The organism is Mizugakiibacter sediminis, from assembly GCF_000953855.2.
GTDB lineage: Bacteria > Pseudomonadota > Gammaproteobacteria > Xanthomonadales > Rhodanobacteraceae > Mizugakiibacter > Mizugakiibacter sediminis.
This window is the reverse complement of the sequence record NZ_DF970239.1, coordinates 1-3,922: the sequence shown is the minus strand read 5'-3', so window position 1 is coordinate 3,922 and position 3,922 is coordinate 1. Positions and strand designations below refer to the sequence as shown.

Here is a 3,922-nt window from a genome sequence, read left to right as displayed (position 1 = left end):
GGGCTCGCCAAGGTGGCGAAGACGATCAGCAACCTGCGCGGCGCCTGGGTCAGCGACATCAAGGTCAACACGGAGCCGGACGGCCGCGTCAAGGAATGGCGCGTCGAACTGAAGGTGACCTTCGTCGTCGAATGAGGCGGCTCCGCGCCGGGCGCGCGACGCGGCGCCGGCCGGCGCGCGCCGCCGCCCGGCCGCCGCCGGGAGCGCCGTCTTGACGGGCACCGCCTACACCCTCGAAGTGCGGCCGGCGCTGCCGCCGGAACTGGCCGGCATGGACGACCTGGCCGGCAACCTGCTCTACAGCTGGGACCGGCGCGTGCGCCGGCTGTTCTATCAGATCGATCCGCAACTCTGGGAGCGCTGCAGCCACAACCCCAAGCTGTTCCTGCGCCGCGTCGACCAGGTGCGCCTGCAGGCGTACGCGCGCGACTCCGACTTCCTCAAGGACTACCGCGAGGTCCTCGGCCGCGCCAACGCCTACAACGAACCGCACCCGCCGGCGCCGGGGCTGGATCCCGGCGTGGCGCGCGAGCACGTCGCCTACTTCTGCATGGAGTACGGCCTGCACGAAAGTCTGCACCTGTACTCCGGCGGGCTCGGCATCCTCGCCGGCGACTTCTGCAAGGCCGCCAGCGACGCCGGCGTGCCGTTCACCGCGGTCGGCCTGATGTACCGCTCGGGCTACTTCACCCAGACCATCGGCCGCGACGGCCGCCAGCAGACCCACTTCCATCCGACCGATCCCTGCGACCTGCCGGTGACGCCGGCGCGCGACGCCGACGGCTGGCAGGTGCGCGTGACCGTGCCCGTCGGCGAGCGCGAGGTGCAGGCCTGCGTCTGGCAGGCGGTGATCGGCCGCGTGCGCCTGCTGCTGCTGGACACCGACGTGGAGGGCAACTCCCCCGATGACCGCGCGATCACCTACCAGCTCTACGGCGGCGACCGCGACACGCGCATCGCCCAGGAGCTGGTGCTCGGCGTCGGCGGCGTGCGCGCGCTGCGCGCGCTGGGCGTGCATCCCACGATATGGCATCTCAACGAAGGTCATCCCGCGCTGATGATCCTCGAGCTGTGCCGCGAGGCGGTGGCCTCCGGCCTCGATTTCGCCTCCGCGCTGGAGCTCACCGCGGCGTCCGTCGTGTTCACCACGCACACGCCGGTGGCGGCGGGCCACGACCGCTTTCCGCGCCCGATGGCCGCGCACTACCTCGCGCCGATCGCCGCCGGCCTCGGCGTCGACGTGGAACAGGTGCTGGCGCTGGGCGCGCTGGCGCCGGACGGCGGCGAGTTCGACATCACCACCCTGGCGCTGCGCGGCTCGCGCCACCGCAACGGCGTCAGCCGCGTGCACCGCGACGTCGCCGCGCGCATGTTCGCCCACGTGTGGCCGCAGCTCGACGCCGAGGACCTGCCGCTGGTGCACGTCACCAACGGCGTGCACGTGCCGACCTTCCTCGCCCGCGAATGGAGCGACCTGTTCGACGAGCAGCAGCCCGACTGGCGCTCCAAGCTGCGCGACGCCGACTACTGGAAGCGCACCATCGACGCGATCCCCAGCCACCGCTTCTGGGGCCTGCGCCAGTCGCTGAAGTGCGACATGCTGGAGTACGTCGCCTGCGTGCTGGAACGACAGTACCGGCGAGCCTCCTACAGCCGCGCGCGCATCGACCTGATGCGGCGCGTGCTCTCCGCCGACTACAGCACGGCGCTGGTGATCGGCTTCGCGCGGCGCATCACCGCCTACAAGCGCCCGCTGCTGATCTTCCGCGACCTGCAGCGGCTCGGCCGGCTGCTCACCGATCCCGAACGCCCGGTAGTGCTGATCTGCGCCGGCAAGGCGCATCCGCAGGACGGCGAAGGCCAGGCGATCATCCACACCATCAACGCGCTGGCCGGCGAGCCGCCGCTGCTGGGCTCGGTGTTCTTCGTCGAAGGTTACGACATCGCCCTGGCGCGCCGGCTGGTCTCCGGCGTCGACGTCTGGCTGAACACGCCCAGCTTCCCGCAGGAAGCCTGCGGCACTTCCGGGCAGAAGGCCGCGATCAACGGCGCGCTGAACCTGAGCGTGCTCGACGGCTGGTGGGCCGAAGGTTACGACGGCGGGAACGGCTGGGCGGTCACGCCGCGCGCCGACGACGCCGCGCCGGAGCAGCGCGACACGCTGGAGGCGGAGGAACTGCTCGACCTGCTCGAACACGAGATCGTGCCGCTGTACCACCGCCGCAACGCCGCCGGCCTGCCCGAAGGCTGGGTGGCGCGCGCCAAGGCGGCGATGCGCAGCACGCTGCCGCGTTTCAACACCGACCGCATGCTCGCCGACTACCTCGAGCGCCTGTATCTGCCCGGCAGCCGCCACCGGCGCCTGCTGGAAGCCGACGGCGGCGAGGCGGCGGCGGCGCTGGCCGCCTGGCGCGCGCGCATCCGGCGGCACTGGGGCAAGGCCGCGCTGCGCTGGGCGGCGCCGCCGCCGGACCACGCGGCCGCGGGCATGCCGGTGACGCTGCGCGTGGTCGCCGACCTCGGCGAACTCGGCGCGCGCGACGTCGTCGTGGAATGCGTGATCGGGCGCGATGACGCGCCGTCCGGGCAGGCGCCGCTGAGCTACGCCTTCGCGCCCGAACCCGCCGCCGGCGACGAGCAGCCGTACGCGCTCGAGTTCACGCCGCCGCTGGGCGGACTGTTGCGTTACCGCATCCGCATGTACCCGACGCATCCCGCGCTGGCGCACCCGCTGGAAACCGGCTGCATGCTCTGGCTCTGAGCAGCGATGCCCGATCCGTTCCGCGCCGGCGGCTCAGGCGCAGCGTCCGCCGGCGCCGAGCGCGGCGCGCACGCGCGCGGCCAGCGCCGGCGTCAGTCGCCGCGGCGGCAGCCGCCAGCGCCAGTTGCCGTCGAGGGTGCCCGGCGTGTTGAAGCGCGCGCGCGAGTCCAGCCCGAGCAGGTCCTGCAGCGGCAGCACCGCCAGCGCCGCTTTCGAGTCCAGCACCGCCTGCAGCAGCGGCCACGGCATCGGCTCGCGGCATGCGCCCAGCGCCTCGCGCACGCGCGCGCGGGCGGCGGCGTCCAGGCCGCGCCACCAGCCCAGCGTGGTGTCGTTGTCGTGGGTGCCGCTGTAGGCGACGCAGGCCGCGACGTAGTTGCGCGGCAGGTGCGGATTGGCGAGATCGCCGTCGAAGCCGAACTGCAGCACGCGCATGCCCGGCAGGCGCAGCGCCTCGCGCAGCGCCTCCACCGCCGGCGTGATCGTGCCGAGGTCCTCGGCCAGCAGCGCCGGCGGATCCGGCAGCGCCTGCACGCGCAGGAAGGGCTCCGCGCCCGGCCCCGGGCACCAGTAGCCTTCGGCCGCGGAACGCGCGTTTGCCGGCACGGCCCAGTAGGCCTCGTAGCCGCGGAAGTGGTCGATGCGCAACAGATCGAAGCGCTCGCCCTGCACGCGTACGCGCTCGACCCACCAGGCGTAGCCCGCCTCCGCCATGCGCGGCCAGTCGTACAGCGGCGATCCCCACCACTGTCCTTGCGGCGCGAACGCGTCCGGCGGCACGCCCGCGCTTTCCAGCGGTGCGCCGCGCGCATCCAGGCGGAACAGCCGGCGGTCGGCCCAGACGTCGGCGCTGTCGTAGGCCGGATAGATCGGCAGGTCGCCGCACAGCAGCACGCCGCGCGCGTGCGCCGCTTCGCGCAACGCGTCCCACTGGCGCTGGAACACGAACTGCACGAAGGTCTCGCGCTCCACCGCGCGGCGCAGCGCGGGCGTCAGCGCCGCCGCCGCGGCTTCCGGGCCCTCGCGCCACGGCGACGGCCACTGCGGCCACGCCGCCCCGCGGTGCAGCCGGCGCAGCACGCGGAACAGCGCGTAGGCGGGCAGCCAGGCGCGTTCGCGCGCGCGGAAGGCGTCGCAGGCGTCGCGCAGCGCGGCGGGCGC

3 protein-coding genes are annotated in these 3,922 nt (G+C 73.7%); 2 read left to right on the top strand and 1 reads right to left on the bottom strand.

Going from position 1 to position 3,922, the window contains the following annotated elements; translation table 11 throughout:
• Positions 1–12 precede the first annotated feature (12 nt).
• Together MBSD_RS11735 and glgP are read left to right on the top strand one after the other, a co-directional pair.
• Positions 13–135 (top strand): dodecin domain-containing protein, encoded by a 123-nt coding sequence (locus MBSD_RS11735; protein WP_237071804.1) that lies wholly within the window; start codon positions 13–15, stop codon positions 133–135.
• 76 nt (positions 136–211) lie between these two features.
• Positions 212–2,761 carry an alpha-glucan family phosphorylase gene (gene glgP / locus MBSD_RS11730; protein WP_062537494.1) on the top strand — a complete coding sequence of 850 codons (2,550 nt, stop codon included), beginning with the start codon at positions 212–214 and terminating at the stop codon, positions 2,759–2,761.
• Between the two features lie 33 nt (positions 2,762–2,794).
• Here glgP and malQ read toward each other — a convergent pair.
• A partial coding sequence (gene malQ, locus MBSD_RS11725) for a 4-alpha-glucanotransferase (RefSeq protein ID WP_062537493.1) occupies positions 2,795–3,922 on the bottom strand: 1,128 nt, incomplete at its 5' end.